A 16012-nucleotide genomic window follows, 5' to 3' on the forward strand; every position below is an offset into this window, starting at 1 on the left:
GGATGCGTAATTATATTCTTAATCAAATTAGGCAGATATCAAGCCTTTTTGAAGTGAATTCAAAATAAATCCTTTCACAGTTTCCCACCAACGCACAAAGCTGTGCTTGAGATGACGCAACGAGACAAAAAATAACGCTCATATCCGCAAAAAGGCGGCGACTTCCTCCCGTCGCGCCATCGTGTCCGAGTAGCCGAGATCCATCAGCGCGCGTGTAAAAGGCGGCTCGAAAAGCAGATAGGACAGCAAGGTCGAACCGTCGCGCCGCATCGCCCCGATGCCCCGCAGGACGGTGCGCAAGCCCAGCGGCAGGCTGTCGCGATGCCGGCCCGCAATGGCGTCGAGGCGCTGCGAGGGCAAGATCACGAGGGTTTCGATCGGATGCAGGCGGATGCCGGCGGCCTCGCGCTGTTCGGGATTCAGCGCGCTGACGGTGGTGTTGATGCGCTGCAGGCGCTCGAGATCGACGGCCAATCCATCGAGGAAGATGCTCGACAGCGCATGGCCCGCGATCTGCGCGAGCGACGGGTAACCGTCGGTGCGCTGCCTCCCCTCCTCGGCAAGCCGCCCGGAACCGACGACCAGGATGCGGTCGGCACCGAGATGGATCGCCGGGCTCACGGGCGCGAGCTGGCGCATCGAGCCGTCGCCGAACCATTCCCGATTGATGCGCACCGCAGGGAAGACGAACGGAATCGCGCTGGTGGCGAGCAGATGATCGACGTTGAGCTTCGTCGCCACCCCCAGCCGCTGCGTCCGCCGCCAGGGTTCCGCTTCCGGCGCGGCCTCGAAGAAGGCCAGGCTCTCGCCCGACGAATAGCCGCAGGCTGCGACGCTCACGGCATGCAGGTGCCCGCCCTCGATCGACTTCTGGATGCGCGAGAAGTCCAGCACCCGCATCAGCAGTTGGCGCAGCGGCGCGTTGTCGAGCAGGGATCGCGGCGTCTGCCGCACCGCCCAGCCGAACATCAGCGCCGAGCCCCAGCGCGCCCCGGTCGCAAACAGCGCACGGGGGTCGGAGCGATAGACCTGATCGACGTGAAAATCGCGCCAGATATGCACGAGTCGCCGCACGGCGAGACCGAAGTCGGCCGCATCGACAGCCAGCGCGGCGGCGTTGATGCCGCCCGCCGAGGTACCGCACAGGATGGGAAAGGGATTGCCGGAACGGCGCCCGCGAATCTCGCGGATAGCAGAGAGCACGCCGACCTGATAGGCCGCTCGCGCCCCACCGCCAGTCAGCACCAGAGCCGCCTTGCCGTCCGCCATGACGCCCCCGCCCCTTTAGTGCACCGTGTGCGCGAACATCATGCCACGCCGCCGCACCCCCGGAAAAGGGGGAGGGCGACGTACATGAGGCAAGGTAGGGGGCGCTTGGGTCGCAGCTCAGGGCTGCGTCTTCGCTGCTTCGACGGCCGCCAGAGCAGTCATGTTGACGATGCGGCGCACCGTCGCGGACGGCGTCAGGATGTGCACCGGACGCGCCGCGCCGAGCAGGATCGGGCCGATCGTCATGCCTTCGCCGGCCGCCGTCTTCAGCAGGTTGAAGGCGATGTTGGCGGCATCCAGCGTCGGGAAGATCAGCAGGTTCGCCGCTTCGCGCATGCGCGCATTCGGGAAGATGCGCAGGCGCAGCTCCGCGTCGAGCGCCGCGTCGCCGTGCATCTCACCCTCCACCTCGAGCTCGGGGTGGTTCTCGTGCAGCAGGCGCAGCGCCGTGCGCATCTTCACCGCAGTCGGCGAATCCGAGCTGCCGAAGGACGAATGCGACAGCAGCGCGACCTTGGGCGTGATGCCGAAACGCGCCATCTCCTCGGCCGCGAGCAGCGTCATCTCGACGATCTGCTCCGGCGTCGGATCGTTGTTGACGTAGGTGTCGGCGAGGAAGAGCGTGCGTTCAGGAAGGTTCACCACGTTGAGCGCGTAGCAGTGCTGAACGCCCTCGCGACGCCCGATCACGGTCTCGATGAACTCCAGGTGCAGGCTGTGCATGCCGTAGGTGCCGCAGACCAGGCCGTCGCCATAGCCATGCTTGAGCAGCAGCGCACCGATCAGCGTGGTGCGGCGGCGGACTTCCTTCTTCGCGTACTCGACGGACACTCCCTTGCGCTCCATCAGGCTGTGGTAGTAGGTCCACAACTCTTTGAAGCGCGGATCCGAATCCGGATTGACCAGTTCGAAATCCTGCTCCGTGCGGATGCGCAGACCGAAGCGTTCGATGTTCGCCAGGACGACCTCCGGGCGGCCGATCAGCACCGGGCGCGCGAGCCCTTCGTCGACGACCGTCTGCACGGCACGCAGCACGCGTTCGGACTCGCCTTCCGCGAAGATGATGCGCTGGCTCGCGCGGCGCGCGGCGGCGAACACCGGCTTCATGATCAGGCCCGAATGCCAGACGAAGTTATTGAGCTGGCCGCGGTAGGCATCCCAGTCCGCGATGGGGCGCGTCGCCACGCCCGACGCAACGCCGGCTTCGGCAACCGCCGGCGCGATCTTGACGATCAGGCGCGGATCGAAGGGGCGCGGGATGATGTATTCGGGACCGAAGGGCGAGGCCTTCTCGCCGTACGCAGCGACCACGATGTCGCTCTGCTCGGCACGCGCGAGCTCGGCGATCGCCTTGACCGCGGCGAGCTGCATCTCGTCAGTGATCGTCGTTGCGCCGACGTCGAGCGCACCGCGGAAGATGAAGGGGAAGCACAACACGTTATTCACCTGGTTCGGATAATCCGAACGGCCAGTGGCAATGATCGCGTCGTCACGCACGCCCTTGACAAGCTCGGGCAGGATCTCCGGCACCGGGTTCGCGAGCGCCAGAATCAGCGGCTTCGCCGCCATCTTCGCGACCATCTCGGGCTTGACCACGCCGCCCGCCGACAGACCGAGGAAGACGTCCGCGCCCTCGATCACTTCGGTCAGCTTGCGCGCGCTGGTGGGCTTCGCATAGCGCGCCTTGATCGGGTCCATCAGCGTCGTGCGGCCTTCATAGACCACGCCTTCGATATCCGTGACCCAGATGTTCTCGACCGGCACACCGAGCTTCTCGAGGAGTCCCAGACAGGCGAGCGCCGCTGCGCCAGCGCCGGAGGTCACGAGCTTGACCTTCTTGATGTCCTTGCCCTGCAGGTGCAGGCCGTTCAGCAGCGCCGCGCCGACCACGATCGCGGTGCCATGTTGGTCGTCGTGGAAGACCGGGATCTTCATGCGCTCGCGCAGCTTCTGCTCGATGTAGAAGCACTCCGGCGCCTTGATGTCCTCGAGGTTGATGCCGCCGAAAGTCGGCTCGAGCGCCGCGATCATGTCGATCAGCTTGTCGGGGTCGTTCTCGGCGATCTCGAGGTCGAAGACGTCGATGCCGGCGAACTTCTTGAAGAGCACCCCCTTGCCTTCCATCACCGGCTTGGCGGCGAGCGGGCCGATGTTGCCCAGGCCCAGCACCGCGGTGCCGTTGGTGACGACGCCGATCAGGTTGCTGCGCGCGGTGAGCGTGGCCGCTTCGGCCGGATCCTCGACGATCGCGTCGCAGGCCGCGGCAACCCCCGGTGAGTACGCCAGCGACAGGTCGCGCTGGTTGGACAGCACCTTGGTCGGCGTGACCGAGATCTTGCCCGGGCGAGGGTTGCGGTGATATTCGAGCGCTGCTGCGCGGATATGTTCGTCCATGTGATGTCTCTTCGTTGTTGTCGTCGGATTGCCGGCGTGAGCCGTCCCTCTCCAAGCTGCAATGATGCACCCGCCAGCTTTCAGGAAACAGTCAATCGCAGGTTGGGCAGGCAACACATGTAGGGGTTTCCCGTCGATGTGGCAGCCGTGGCATAATATTAGGCTTTCGCCGACTGCGGTTTACCCTAGTAATTTCCGCAATAAGGGAGCAACAAGAGGTCAAAAGACCCGTCACCCCCGCCGGAAGCGCGGCTGCACGCATTCCCGTCGGGACCTGGTTTCGCTTGTGCTATCTGGAGAGCTTTTAGCCATGAATCAACGCTGTTCCGCCGAGGCCGTCATCGCCTCCGCACCCGCATATGTCCGCCATGAAGGTCTGAAGAAGTGGGTCGCGGAGATCGCCGCACTGACTGAACCCGAGCGGGTTTACTGGTGCGACGGATCGGTCGAGGAATATGACCGCCTGTGCGCCGAAATGGTCGAAGCGGGCATGCTGATCAAGCTCAATCCGGAAAAGCGCAAGAACTCCTACCTCGCTTGGTCCGATCCCTCGGACGTCGCGCGTGTCGAAGACCGCACCTTCATCTGCTCGAAGGACAAGGGCGACGCCGGCCCGACCAACAACTGGGAAGAGCCCGCGAAGATGCGCGAGACCCTCACCGGCCTGTTCAAGGGCTGCATGAAGGGCCGCACGATGTACGTGATCCCGTTCTCGATGGGCCCGCTGGGCTCGCCGATCGCACACATCGGCATCGAGATCTCCGACAGCCCCTACGTCGCGACCAACATGCGCACGATGACCCGCATGGGCAAGGCCGTGTTCGACATCCTCGGCACCAACGGCGAGTTCGTGCCCTGCGTGCACTCCGTCGGCGCCCCGCTCGGCGTGGGCGAGAAGGACTCGCGCTGGCCGTGCAACCCGGACACCAAGTACATCGTGCATTTCCCCGAAACGCGCGAGATCTGGTCCTACGGCTCCGGCTATGGCGGCAACGCGCTGCTGGGCAAGAAGTGCTTCGCGCTGCGCATCGCCTCGACGATGGCGCGTGACGAAGGCTGGCTTGCCGAACACATGCTGATCCTCGGCGTCGAGTCGCCCGAAGGCGAAAAGACCTACGTCGCGGCAGCTTTCCCGTCGGCGTGCGGCAAGACCAACTTCGCGATGCTGATCCCGCCGAAGAGCTTCAATGGCTGGAAGATCTACACCGTCGGCGACGACATCGCCTGGATCAAGCCGGGCAAGGATGGCAAGTTCTACGCGATCAACCCCGAAGCCGGCTTCTTCGGCGTCGCCCCGGGCACGTCCGAGAAGACCAACTTCAACGCGATGGCGACGCTGAAGGAAAACATCATCTTCACCAACGTCGCGCTGACCGACGACGGCGACGTGTGGTGGGAAGGCATGAGCAAGGAGGCGCCCGCCCACCTGATCGACTGGCAAGGCAAGGACTGGACGCCCGAGATCGCGAAGGAAACCGGCCGCAAGGCAGCCCACCCGAACTCGCGCTTCACCGCCCCGGCTGAGCAGTGCCCGTCGATCGACCCGAACTGGGAAGATCCGGCCGGCGTGCCGATCTCGGCCTTCATCTTCGGCGGTCGCCGTGCGACCACCGTGCCCCTCGCCTACCAAGCCTTCAACTGGAACTTCGGCGTCTACATGGCCGCGACCCTCGGCTCGGAAACGACCGCCGCCGCCTTCGGCGCGCAGGGTGTCGTGCGCCGCGACCCGTTCGCGATGCTGCCCTTCTGCGGCTACCACATGGGCGACTACTTCAACCATTGGCTGAAGATGGGCCACGTGGTCGAGCACACGCCGAAGATCTTCTGCGTGAACTGGTTCCGCATGAACGAAAACGGCGAATTCATGTGGCCGGGCTTCGGCGAGAACATGCGCGTCCTGAAGTGGATCGTCGACCGCGTGCGTGGCCGTATCGGCGCGAAGGAAACCTCGCTGGGCTGGATGCCCAAGTTCGAGGACATCGACTGGACCGGTTCGGATGTGACGAAGGAAGAGTTCGACGCGCTGACTTCGGTCGATGCCGACGCATGGAAGAACGAACTCGCGCTGCACAAGGAGTGGTTCGACAAGCTGCAGGATCGCCTGCCGCGCCAGCTCACGCTCAAGCGCGAGATGTTTGAGCTCGCCCTGTCGCTGTAAGCTCAATCGCGAGCCTGGCCGCCGGCAGCTGCCGGCGGCCGGCCGACGAACGCTGCAAAAGCGCCGATCTTCGGCGCTTTTGCTTTTTCTACCCCTACAATTTCATCAAGCCTGTCTGCGAGGACTTTCCATGACGCCGCATCTTGCCCGCCGCACCGCCGAAATCCAGCCCTTCCACGTCATGGAATTGCTGCGACGCGCGCGCGAACTCGAAGCGATGGGGCGCGACATCATCCACATGGAAGTCGGCGAACCGGATTTTCCGACGCCGCAGCCGATGATCGACGCGGCGACGCGCTTTCTCGCGACGGGTGACGTCCATTACACCGCGGCCCTCGGTCTGCCCCAGCTGCGCGAGGCGATCGCGCGCTTCTACCATGACCGTTTCGGCGCCGACGTCGCGCCCGAACGCATCATCGTGACGCCCGGTGCGTCCGGCGCGCTGATGCTCGCATTGGCGGCGACGACCGATCCGGGCGACGAATGGCTGCTGCCCGATCCGGGCTATCCGTCGAACCGGCATATCGTGCGGAGCTTCGAAGGCGTCGCGCGCGCGCTGCCGGTCAATGCCGACACGCGCTTCCAGCCGACGCCCGAGCACGTCGCCGGCGCCTGGACCGCACGCACGCGCGGACTGATCGTGGCGAGTCCGTCGAATCCGACCGGCACGCTGCTCGACCAGGCCGAACTCGCGGCACTACGCACGGCGGTGCTGGCGCGCTCAGGCACATTGATCGTCGACGAGATCTATCAGGGGCTCACCTACGGCGTGCCGTCGAGCACCGTGCTGCAGTCGATGGACGATGTCTTCGTCGTCAACAGCTTCTCGAAGTATTTCGGCATGACCGGGTGGCGCCTCGGCTGGCTGGTCGCGCCGAAAGCCTACGTGCGCGAGATCGAGAAGCTCGCGCAGCATTTCTTCATCTCCGCCTCGTCGCCGGCGCAGTACGCGGCGCTTGCCGCGTTCGCGCCCTCTACAATCGACATCCTCGAAGCACGCCGCCACGAGTTCGCCGAACGCCGTGACACGCTGCTGCCCGCGCTGCGCGAGCAGGGCTTTATCGTCGCCGCGGAACCGCAGGGCGCCTTCTACATCTACGCCGACATCTCGCCCTTCGCGGACGACAGCGAGCGCTTCGCCCAGCGCCTGATCGAGGAAGCCGGCGTGGCAGCAACACCGGGGCTGGATTTCGGGGACAACCAGCCTCGGCGCCACCTCCGTATCGCCTATACGACCCGCCAGGAGCGACTGATCGAAGCAGCGGAGCGCATCGCCCGCATGCGGGGGTAAAAGCCTCGGCGCGTCAGGCGCCCGATGCCGGAGCCTGCTCCCGCTCTGCGGCCGTCCGGTCGGCGGCGGTACTCAACCGACGCTTGAGCGCCAGAACCTTGTTGGCGTAGCTCGCGTCGGGGTCGTCGAGGGCGCCGCCGTAGTACTGCAGGGCACCCTGCACGCTACCGAACCGCTTCATCCCCTCAACGAGCACCTGGGTGCCGACGCGGATGTTGAGCATCGGATCGAACAGCGCGCGCTCGTTCGCGTCCTTGCCTATCTTGTCGACGTGGAAGCGCGGGATGACCTGCATCAGCCCCTGGGCGCCCATACTGCTCTCGGCGAAGGGGTTGAACTTCGACTCGATGGCCATCACGGCGACGATCAGCAGCGGATCGATACCGAGCTTGCGGCCGCTCGTCTCGGCGGCGGCGAGCATCGGTTCGAGCGTGCGCGTCGACACCTTGTACTGCCGGGCGACGAAATCCCTGACGCGCGTCATTTCGCCCGTCAGGCGCGCCGCAGCGTGCTGCTGCTTCAAGGGCTCGGCGGCTGGCGCCGCGGGCGTGGCGACGGGGGCGACGGTGGCCGGCGTTTCTTCCTCCGCGGCCCGGAGGTCGTCGTAGCTCAAGGGCTCCTGGTGAATATACTGGGTCGCGACACAGGCCAGCGCGAAAAAAACCGCCAACACTACACCGCCGTGCACGAAATGAACTAAGAACGCGGCCGCGTCATCCAGCAAGCGGCTCGAACGAGTTGCTTGATTCATGGTTCCTCCTGCTGCGACGAAAGCCTCGTCGATCTGCGGCGCACAAGGCCCCGCCGGATGGGTATCCGTGGATCGAAGAAACCCGTCTTCAGTGGTTGGTCGAGCACGCGAGCGCAACCTGACAGCGTGCCCTGCGGGGTTGTCGCGACACATGCTTCCGGTGTCACTGCAACGGCTCCGGCCTCGGGAAGACCGGTCGCTGCTCCCGCAATCCAATACTCAAAATTTATTGCTGCATCGCAGCAACGGCTCTACTTTATTGATTCCTTTGGATTTGGTCAATCCCGTTCGGGAGAACACGGCCTCCTGGGGGCGACAAACGGGCAGCGAATCTTGCCGAAACCGCGCCGGTACAGGAAACAACGGAATTGTCACAAAAGGTGAAAAGAGGCTCGAAACGCCCCTCAGAGAGGCCCGCACTCGACGTTCGAAAGGTCGACCAGGCGACGCAGACGTAGCCAGTCGAAGCGGGGGCCAGGGTCGGTTTTGCGCCCTGGGGCGATGTCCGAATGACCGGTGACAGCCTCGATCGGGTAGTGGGCACACAGCTGGCGCACGAGGGCGGCGAGGCGATCGTATTGCGCGGCTTCGAAGGGCATCGTGTCGCAGCCTTCGAGTTCGACTCCGACGGAGAAGTCGTTGCAGCGTTCGCGATCACCCCAGCGCGACGCGCCGGCATGCCAGGCACGCTCATCGGTCGACACGAACTGCATCAAGCTGCCGTCGCGACGGATGAAGAAGTGCGCCGACACGCGCAGATGGCAGATCGTGGCGTAGTAAGGGTGCGCAGCCGGATCCAGCGCGTTGGTGAAAAGCTGCTGCACCCCGGGGCCGTCGAATTCGTCCGGCGGCAGGCTGATCGCGTGCACGACGATCAGGTTCACGCCGGTGCCGTCCGGGCGGGCATCGAAGTTCGGCGAGGGGCACTGCTCGGCCGTATCCAGCCAGCCGTCGTGCAAGGCGCTCGTCAGCCCTCCCCCGCTCATCCGGCCCCTCACGCGCGACGCTTCGCTGGACGAGCGGGCTTGCTGTCGGTGGCCGGGCGGCGGCTGCGGCTGCATGGCCTTGCCTTCGACGGCTGATCGTCCCGGCTCGTCTTGCCGACCGCCGTCATGCGCGCACCGGCGCCCGGACGGCGTGCCGCCGGCTGCTGGCCGCCGGTGACAAGCGGCACCCCCGGCTGATGGCGCGGCACTAGGCAATTCGGGCCGTTGCCGATCAGGTCGTTGCGCCCCATGTGTTGCAGCGCCTCGCGGATCAGCGGCCAGTTCTCGGGATCGTGCCAGCGGAGCAGCGCCTTGTGCAGCTTGCGGACCTTGCCCGCGCGCGCGGTCTCGACGATCTCGGATTCCGCCGACACCTTGCGCAGGGGGTTCCTGCGGCTGTGGTACATCGTCGTCGCCATCGCCATTGGCGTCGGCATGAAGGTCTGCACCTGGTCGGGCTTGAAGCCCTGCTTCTTGAGCCACAGCGCAAGGTTGACCATGTCCTCGTCCGTCGTGCCGGGGTGGGCGGCGATGAAGTAGGGCACGAGGTGCTGCTTCTTGCCGGCTTCGCGCGAGTACTTCTCGAACATCTCGGCGAACTTCTCGTAGGTGCCGATACCCGGCTTCATCATCTTCGACAGCGGCCCTTCCTCGGTGTGCTCGGGCGCGATCTTCAGCAGGCCGCTGACGTGGTGGGTGACGAGTTCCTTGACGTACTCGGGCGAGCGCACCGCGAGGTCATAGCGCAGGCCGGAGCCGATGGTGACCCGCTTCACGCCGGGCAGCGCGCGGGCCTTGCGATAGAGCGAGATCAGCGGCGCGTGGTCGGTCTTGAGGTTCTCGCAGATGGCCGGATAGACGCAGGACAGGCGGCGGCACGAGGACTCGATCTTCTTGTCCTTGCAGGCCATGCGATACATGTTTGCGGTCGGGCCGCCGAGGTCGGTGATGTGGCCCTTGAAGTCCGGTGTTTTGTCGCGGATCTCCTCGATCTCGTGGAGGATGGATTCCTCCGAGCGGCTCTGGATGATGCGGCCCTCGTGCTCGGTGATCGAGCAGAAGGTGCAGCCGCCGAAGCAGCCGCGCATGATGTTGATCGAGAACTTGATCATGTCCCAGGCGGGGATGCGGGCGTCGCCGTAGGACGGATGCGGGCGCCTGGCGTAAGGCAGGCCGAAGACGAAGTCCATCTCGGGCGTTGTCAGCGGCAGCGGCGGCGGATTGAGCCAGACATCGCGCCGGCCGGGGCCTTCGCCGTGGGCCTGCACCAATGCGCGGGCGTTGCCGGGATTCGACTCGAGGTGGAAGACGCGCGAGGCGTGGGCGTACATCACGGGGTCGGCGACGACCGCCTCGTAGGACGGCATGCGCACGACCATCTTGCCGCGGGCGGCGCGGCGGGCGGCGACGCGTTCGGCGGCGGGGACGATGCGCACGGGCTGCGCGCCGTCTGCCGGCGCCGCGGCGGATTTCTCCGCCTCCATCGCGTAGGGGTCGGGATGCGGCGCGACAGGGCCGGGGCGGTCGAGCGTGAGCGAGTCGATCTCGCTCCACTCCTCGCTCGGCAGCCAGCCGGGCTTGACCATGAAGGCCGTGCCGCGCAGGTCGCGGATCGATCCGATCGGCTCGCCAGCGTCGAGACGGTGCGCGAGATCCACGAGTGCACGCTCGGCGTTGCCGAAGATCAGGAGATCCGCCTTGGAATCCGGCAGCACCGAGCGGCGCACCTTGTCGGACCAGTAGTCGTAGTGCGCGATACGGCGCAGCGAGGCCTCGATGCTGCCGACGACGACGTTGGCGTCAGGAAAGGCTTCGCGCGCGCGCTGCGCGTAGACGGTCACTGCTCGGTCCGGCCGCTTGCCCGCTTCGGCGCCCGGCGTGTAGGCGTCGTCGGAGCGTATCTTGCGGTCCGAGGTGTAGCGGTTGACCATTGAATCCATGTTGCCGGCCGTGATGCCGAAGAAGAGGCGCGGCTTGCCGAGTGCGCGGAAGGGCTCAGCGCTCTTCCAGTCGGGCTGGCTGATGATGCCGACGCGAAAGCCCTGCGCTTCGAGGAGCCGCCCGACGAGCGCCATGCCGAAGCTCGGATGGTCGAGGTAGGCGTCGCCGGTGACGAGCACGACGTCGCATTCGTCCCAGCCGAGCGCCTTCATCTCGACGCGGGACATCGGCAGGAAGGGGGCGGGACGGGCCGGCGGACGCGCGGCAGCAAAGATGCTGGGGAGGGTATCGGTATTCATTGTCGCGGGCATTGTACTAAGAGGCCACAGCCATCGTTCGGTTCAAATCGGGGAGGCCGCGGCCATGTCAGAGGTGCCGCGCGCCCACGACGGCCGCATCACGGCGCACCTCGTCGAGGAGCCAGGTACGGAACGCGGCGATCGGCAAGACATCGGGCACCGCCTCCTGCGTGACTAGGTAATACGCGAAGCGCCGTCGCACAGTGATGTCGAAGGGCACGACTAGCCGTCCCGCCGCGACTTCGGCGGCGACGAGCGGCTTCGACAGCAGCGCAATGCCGAGCCCATCGAGCGCCGCGGCGATCGCGAGCCCCGAGTCGCCGAAGTGCACGCCGGCGGGGCGGATGCCGGGGACCCCGGCCGCCGCCAGCCACTCCGGCCAAGTCGGTCGCTCGCGCGTGTCCGGCACCGTGTCGTCGTGGATCAGCGTGTGCCGTCTCAGGTCCGACGGCTCGCGTAGCGGCAACTTTGCGCGCAGCAGCGCAGGGCTGCAGACCGCGGTGTATTCGGGTTCGACGAGAAGCTCGCTGCGGTAGCCGGGATAGCGGCCGGAACCGAAGCGGATCCATAGCTGCGCCCCTTCGCTGCGCGTGGTCGGCGGGTCGATGCCGAGCCCGCCGGCTTCAACGCCGTCGATCGCCTTGGTCGCGCTCGCCAAATGAAGCTCGACCTGCGGATGCTGCTCGGCAAAGCCTTGCAGCCGAGGCACGAGCCAGCGTGACGCAAAGGACGGCGGCGCCACGACCGACAGCCGGCTCACCGGCCGCATCGCACGCACTGTTTCGACCGACGCGGCAATCGCGCTCATGGCCTCGCGCAGCTTGGGCAGCATCGCCTCGCCTTCGGGCGTGAGTTCCAGCGCCCGCGTCAGGCGTCGGAATAGCGGCACGCCAAGGTCGCCCTCGAGCCCGCGGATCTGGTGACTGATCGCGGTCGGCGTGACGGAAAGCTCCTCGGCGGCGAGTTTGAAGCTCAAGTGGCGCGCGGCGACCTCGAAGGCACGCAGCGCATTCAGCGGGGGAAGACGGCCGGACATATGGATGAGATTTTCTAAGCCATCACATGATGAACGATCGTTTGTTGCAATGCAACAAAGAAATTACATTGGCGGCCGTACCCACACGACGGGACAACGTCTCAAGGAGCCACAAAATGGACACGAATTACGTCTTCTGCCAAGACCGCATCCGCGAAGCCCAGCGCCTGCGCAACGAAGCCCTCGGCCAGATGATCGCCGACGGCTTTCACGCTGCGAAGCGCCTGGCGATCCGCGTCAAACGCGCCGTGGTCGCCCATCTGCTCGGACCGCGCCACCCCCTGCCCCACTAAGCTTTACCGTCGTCGCCGCGCCGGTTTTCTCTCCTCCTCCTTTGCCGGCGTGTTGCGACGACCCCATACAGCAGCACATTCAAGAGCATGACGCCGAGCCCCAGTCCCAGCTGGAGCTCGCGCGTCAGTGCCGCGGGATAGATCAGCGGCAACAGGTAGTGCTCGACGAAACCTCCCGCGTACCTCGACTCCCCCGCCGTCCGCCTCAGCGCGTTCTCGAGCGGCGTCAGCGGACAGATTCCCCCGACGAGTTCGATCGCCGCGCCCCATACGGCAGCCGGCAGATGCAGCCACGCCACACGCGGCCAGCGCAGTACCAACAGTCCGCCCGCGACGACGAAGGCGATGAATGCCGCGTGGATCAGCACGACCACGTCGGCGGCGACGCGTTCCAACATCGGCATGGCCTCCAGGTGCGCAGAAACCTTCCCGCTTCCACCCGAGCATAGAACATCGCAACGCTCTGCATGATGGAAGCCCCAATGGCGGCCGCATGAGGTTTTGTCCTAAGCTGCCGGTGAGATGAATCGCGCTCATGCGGGACCTGAAAATCGCTCGCCGCAGCGCTGCACGGGGCTTGATACGATCACGCCACGCTTATCGAACACCCCTTCCGAACAAGAACCGGAGACCTCCCTCATGACCGAAACGCCCACCCGCGGGCCCCGCGTCGGATTGTTCGCCACCTGCCTGATGAACGTCTTCCGGCCCAACGTCGGCTTTTCCGCGGCGAAGCTGCTCGAAGACGCCGGCTGTATCGTCGAGGTGCCGGCGAACCAGACCTGTTGCGGCCAACCGGGCTACAACAGCGGCGACTACGATGCGGCCCGCGCGCTCGCCCGTCAGGTGATCGCGACCTTCGAGGAATACGACTACATCGTCGGCCCCTCAGGTTCCTGCATGGCGACGATCCGCCACGACTACCCGGTGCTGTTCCAGGACGACCCCGTATGGCTGCCGCGCGCGCAGGCATTGTCGGTGAAGAGCTACGAGTTGCTGTCCTTCCTCGCCGACGTGCTGGGCGCGACCGACAGCAAGGCCCGCTACGAGGGAACGGTCACCTACCACGACTCCTGCTCCGGACTGCGCGGGCTCGGCATCAAGGGCCAGCCGCGCACGCTGCTGGGCGAAGTCGAAGGCCTCAAGCTCAAGGAGATGGAAGACAGCGAGGTGTGCTGCGGCTTCGGCGGCACCTTCTGCGTGAAATATCCGGAAATCTCCGAGAAGATGGTCGACGACAAGGTGAAGAACATCCTCGCTTCGGGGGCCGACACGGTGGTCGGCGGCGACCTGGGTTGCCTGATGAACATCGCCGGGCGCCTGAAACGCATCAACGCGCCGGTGAAGGTCTTCCACACCGCCGAAGTGCTCGCCGGCCTCGCGGACGGCCCGGGCCTTGCCGGCGCCGCGAAGGAGTCCGACTGATGGAGATCCGCTCGAAGGAGTTCAAGAAGCGCTCGGTCTTCGCGATCCACGACGCGAACCTGCAGCAGGCGCTCGGCAAGGCGCGCGGCGGCTTCGTCGGCAAGCGTGCGCAGCAGGCCGCGGAGCTGCCGGAGTTCGAGCAGCTGCGCGAGGAAGCGAAGAACACCAAGAACCACATCCTCGACAACCTCGACCATTACCTCGAGCGCTACGAGGCGGCCGTGACGAAGGCCGGCGGCCAAGTGCACTGGGCGCGTGATGCGGAGGAAGCGCGCAAGATCATCCTCGACATCTGCAAGCGCGTCGACGCGAAGACCGTCACCAAGGGCAAGTCGATGGTGTCGGAGGAGATCGGCCTCAACGAGGCGCTGATCGAGAACGGCATGGAAGTCGTCGAGACCGATCTGGGCGAATACATCATCCAGCTCGCGCACGAACCGCCGTCGCACATCATCGCGCCAGCCGTGCATAAAACTAAGGACCAGGTCTCGGACCTCTTCGAAGCCGCGCACGGCGGCCCGCGCAAGACCGAGGTGGCGGATCTCGTCAATGAAGCGCGCAGGGTGTTGCGCGACAAGTACTTCCGCGCCGACGTCGGCATTACCGGCGGCAACTTCCTTGTCGCGGAGACCGGTTCGTCGATCATCGTCACGAACGAGGGCAACGGCGACCTCACGCAGACGCTGGCGAAGGTGCATATCGTGACCTCCGGCATCGAGCGCGTGGTGCCGACGCTCGACGACGCGACGCTCTTCCTGCGGCTTCTCGCGCGCAGCGCGACCGGCCAGGAGACCGAGACGTACACGACGATCTCGACCGGCCCGCGCCGCGCCGAGGACCTCGACGGACCCGAGGAGTACCACGTCGTGCTCGTCGACAACGGCCGCTCGAAGATGCTCGCCGGACGCTTCAAGGAGATGCTGCGCTGCATCCGCTGCGGCGCATGCATGAACCACTGCCCCGTGTATGGCGCAGTCGGCGGCCATGCTTACGGCTGGGTCTATCCCGGCCCGATGGGCTCGGTGCTGACGCCGCTGATCAAGGGCTTGGACAACGCCTACGACCTGCCGAACGCCTGCACGCTCAACGGCCGCTGTGCGTCGGTATGCCCGGTCAAGATCCCGCTGCCGGACCTCTTGCGCGAATTGCGGCACATGCAGCATCAGCAGGACATCACGCCCGCGATGCAGAAGCGCGCACTCAAAGTGTGGAGCTTCGTCGCGACGCGGCCGAAGCTCTATCACGCGCTGGAGCAGATCGGCGCGCGCGTGCTGTCGGGCATTGCCAAGAATGGCAGCATCCGCCGCCTGCCGCTCGCGAGCGGCTGGACCGACGTGCGCGACCTGCCGGCTCCGGCCGGGCGCACCTTCCTCGAACTGTGGCAAGGCAAGCGAGGCCAACGATGAACGCCCCCCTGAACGCCCGCGAGGCCATCCTCAACTCCGTCCGCAGCGCGCTGCGGCGCGGCCCGCTCGACGACGGCCAGCGCGCCGAACTCGACGCCCGCATCCCGCGGCATACTCGTCCCGCGCAGGACGAAGACCTCGTCGCGCGCTTCGTGCGCAAGTTCGAGAGCCGCGCTGGCACGATTGCGCGGGTCGCAACCCGGGCCGACGTGCCCGCCGCCGTCGAAGCCTACCGCGCCGAGAAGGGTCTGCCCGCTCGCGCCGCGGTCGGAGCCGCGCTGCAGGACCTGGCGTTTCCGGGCCTCGAAATCCACCATGGGCCGGCGGGCGTCAGCGAGATGCTGTCGGTGTCGCAGGCGCTGGCCGGCATCGCCGAGCCGGGCAGCCTGATGATGGCCTCCGGCCCGAACAGCCCGATCACGCACAACTTCGTGCCGGACGACCACGTCGTCGTGCTCGAAACCTCGGAGATCGTCGGCCACTTCGAAGAAGCTTGGGCAAAACTGCGTGCGCGTGCAGAAGGCATGCCGCGAGCGACCAACATCATCTCCGGCCCCTCGCGCACGGCCGACGTCGAGCAGACGATCCAGCTCGGCGCGCACGGACCTCGGCGCGTGCATGTGATCCTCGTCGGTTGAGGCCTCGGCCCGGCGCGAAGGCGCGTCAAAGCGCACGCCGGGCCCGTTACTTGCAGGATTCCCTTACAACTTCATGCCAACCTTACGGTAGAAGTCGCGTTTAATCGGACAGGAGGACAGCAAAC

At 65.9% G+C, this 16012-nt stretch carries 13 protein-coding genes; 6 read left to right on the plus strand and 7 right to left on the minus strand.

The window, feature by feature from the left end; translation table 11 throughout:
* Positions 1-138 precede the first annotated feature (138 nt).
* Positions 139-1269, minus strand: a complete 1131-nt coding sequence (locus VJ673_RS22055; protein ID WP_324128326.1) for a patatin-like phospholipase family protein — start codon at positions 1267-1269, stop codon at positions 139-141.
* A 117-nt stretch (positions 1270-1386) separates the two neighbouring features.
* A complete protein-coding gene (locus VJ673_RS22060) occupies positions 1387-3663 on the minus strand; it encodes an NADP-dependent malic enzyme (protein ID WP_324128327.1) in 2277 nt (758 codons plus the stop codon).
* A gap of 310 nt (positions 3664-3973) precedes the next feature.
* Here VJ673_RS22060 and VJ673_RS22065 point away from each other — a divergent pair, with 310 nt between their 5' ends.
* Together VJ673_RS22065 and VJ673_RS22070 are read left to right on the plus strand one after the other, a co-directional pair.
* Positions 3974-5821 (plus strand): phosphoenolpyruvate carboxykinase (GTP), encoded by a 1848-nt coding sequence (locus VJ673_RS22065; RefSeq protein ID WP_324128328.1) that lies wholly within the window; start codon positions 3974-3976, stop codon positions 5819-5821.
* 130 nt (positions 5822-5951) lie between these two features.
* Positions 5952-7112 carry a pyridoxal phosphate-dependent aminotransferase gene (locus VJ673_RS22070; protein ID WP_324128329.1) on the plus strand — a complete coding sequence of 387 codons (1161 nt, stop codon included), beginning with the start codon at positions 5952-5954 and terminating at the stop codon, positions 7110-7112.
* Positions 7113-7125: 13 nt separating this feature from the next.
* Here VJ673_RS22070 and VJ673_RS22075 read toward each other — a convergent pair whose 3' ends face one another.
* From VJ673_RS22075 to gcvA, 4 genes are all read right to left on the minus strand, one after another.
* Entirely contained in the window at positions 7126-7863 is a 738-nt protein-coding gene (locus VJ673_RS22075; protein WP_324128330.1) for a transglycosylase SLT domain-containing protein, read from the minus strand.
* A 404-nt stretch (positions 7864-8267) separates the two neighbouring features.
* Positions 8268-8849, minus strand: coding sequence for a 1,6-anhydro-N-acetylmuramyl-L-alanine amidase AmpD (ampD, locus tag VJ673_RS22080; protein WP_324128331.1), 582 nt, complete (start codon positions 8847-8849; stop codon positions 8268-8270).
* 8 nt (positions 8850-8857) lie between these two features.
* On the minus strand, positions 8858-11017 hold the full coding sequence (locus tag VJ673_RS22085; RefSeq protein ID WP_324128407.1) for a YgiQ family radical SAM protein: 2160 nt from the start codon (positions 11015-11017) through the stop codon (positions 8858-8860).
* Positions 11018-11156: 139 nt separating this feature from the next.
* Positions 11157-12125, minus strand: coding sequence for a transcriptional regulator GcvA (gcvA, locus tag VJ673_RS22090; protein ID WP_324128332.1), 969 nt, complete (start codon positions 12123-12125; stop codon positions 11157-11159).
* Between the two features lie 116 nt (positions 12126-12241).
* Between gcvA and VJ673_RS22095 the strand changes: the two genes are divergently transcribed.
* Positions 12242-12418, plus strand: coding sequence for a hypothetical protein (locus VJ673_RS22095; protein ID WP_324128333.1), 177 nt, complete (start codon positions 12242-12244; stop codon positions 12416-12418).
* Here the strand turns inward: VJ673_RS22095 and VJ673_RS22100 are convergent.
* Positions 12415-12816 (minus strand): DUF2784 domain-containing protein, encoded by a 402-nt coding sequence (locus tag VJ673_RS22100; RefSeq protein WP_324128334.1) that lies wholly within the window; start codon positions 12814-12816, stop codon positions 12415-12417. The genes VJ673_RS22095 and VJ673_RS22100 overlap by 4 nt on opposite strands.
* Positions 12817-13057: 241 nt before the next feature.
* Here VJ673_RS22100 and VJ673_RS22105 point away from each other — a divergent pair, with 241 nt between their 5' ends.
* From VJ673_RS22105 to VJ673_RS22115, 3 genes are read left to right on the plus strand one after another with little or no spacing between them, the layout of a single operon-like run.
* Positions 13058-13843, plus strand: coding sequence for a (Fe-S)-binding protein (locus VJ673_RS22105; RefSeq protein WP_324128335.1), 786 nt, complete (start codon positions 13058-13060; stop codon positions 13841-13843).
* Positions 13843-15249, plus strand: coding sequence for a LutB/LldF family L-lactate oxidation iron-sulfur protein (locus VJ673_RS22110; RefSeq protein WP_324128336.1), 1407 nt, complete (start codon positions 13843-13845; stop codon positions 15247-15249). Before VJ673_RS22105 ends, VJ673_RS22110 begins: the two co-directional genes overlap by 1 nt.
* Positions 15246-15887 carry a LutC/YkgG family protein gene (locus VJ673_RS22115; RefSeq protein WP_324128337.1) on the plus strand — a complete coding sequence of 214 codons (642 nt, stop codon included), beginning with the start codon at positions 15246-15248 and terminating at the stop codon, positions 15885-15887. Before VJ673_RS22110 ends, VJ673_RS22115 begins: the two co-directional genes overlap by 4 nt.
* Positions 15888-16012: the final 125 nt, after the last annotated feature.

It is taken from the genome of Aromatoleum sp. (genome assembly GCF_035254505.1).
Lineage (GTDB): Bacteria > Pseudomonadota > Gammaproteobacteria > Burkholderiales > Rhodocyclaceae > Aromatoleum.